This window comes from Xenorhabdus griffiniae (assembly GCF_015163655.1).
Taxonomy (GTDB): Bacteria; Pseudomonadota; Gammaproteobacteria; order Enterobacterales; family Enterobacteriaceae; genus Xenorhabdus; species Xenorhabdus griffiniae.
Genome location: NZ_JADEUF010000273.1, coordinates 1 through 1,000, shown reverse-complemented (window position 1 = coordinate 1,000; position 1,000 = coordinate 1). Strand labels below are relative to the sequence as shown.

Sequence of the window (1,000 nt, the reverse complement as noted above, 5' to 3'; positions counted from 1 at the left end):
ATACATTACAATTAATGACATTAAGAAAAATGTTATCAAAGAAATGAAAGAAAATAATTTTGTGTATCTAAAAATGGAGAGCTCTATAAAATTAATAAACGAATATATAAATAATCAGTCATTTGACGTTGATAAATTCGTAAGAAGCTGGGATAAGTTAGAACTTGATAAATATATGGGTGATGGTGGTCAATATAGGAGAAGAAGATACTCAACATTAAGCTCCGACGTTACATCAAGAGAGGTAAGAATAGAACCTCATCAACCTCATTTTCAAACAAAAAATTATAACAACCTAAATGGTGATATAGAAAGACATTATGAACCAATAAAGGACGAAATAATAAAAAGCAAAATCATGAAAGGTATTTTCCATTTATCACATGATTTATTTACAGAACTATCACCAAAAGGTAATTGGCACATAGAAACTCATCAATTCAGAATTGAAGTAACAGATAATCAAATTGGAAAACCAACGCCAGAAGGGATACATAGAGATGGTGTAGATTATGTTCTTATGTTATGCATAAACAGAATTAATTGTATTGGAGGAGAAAGTACTATTTATGACAAGAATAAAAATAAGCTAATATCTTTCACCATGAAAAATGCTTTTGAAATGGTAATGCTAAATGATAAAGAACTATTTCATGGAGTTAGTCCTATATTCAGGATAGATAAAGAAAAAAAAGCAGTAAGAGATATGCTTGTAATAACTTTCAGAAAAAAACAAGAGTAATAAAATGATTGAATTATTTTCTATTGCGACAGTAACTATTTTAGCAGTTATCAGTCCTGGCGCTGATTTTGCTATGATAACAAGAAATAGCCTTATTTATGGTCGTAAATCTGGGATTTACTCATCATTAGGAATTTCTGCTGGAGTCTTAGTTCATGTTTTTTATACTCTTGTTGGTATCGGAGTATTGATCAACCAAACACCCAGTTTTTTCGCTATAATCAGAATAGTAGGTGCATTATATCTAATATATATAGG

At 29.5% G+C, this 1,000-nt stretch carries 2 protein-coding genes; both read left to right on the top strand.

The window, feature by feature from the left end:
- The coding region (locus tag IQ211_RS19425; RefSeq protein ID WP_193836492.1) for a 2OG-Fe dioxygenase family protein at positions 1-742 on the top strand (742 nt) is incomplete at its 5' end.
- Between the two features lie 4 nt (positions 743-746).
- On the top strand, positions 747-1,000 hold a 254-nt coding region (locus IQ211_RS19420; RefSeq protein WP_193836491.1), incomplete at its 3' end, for a LysE family translocator.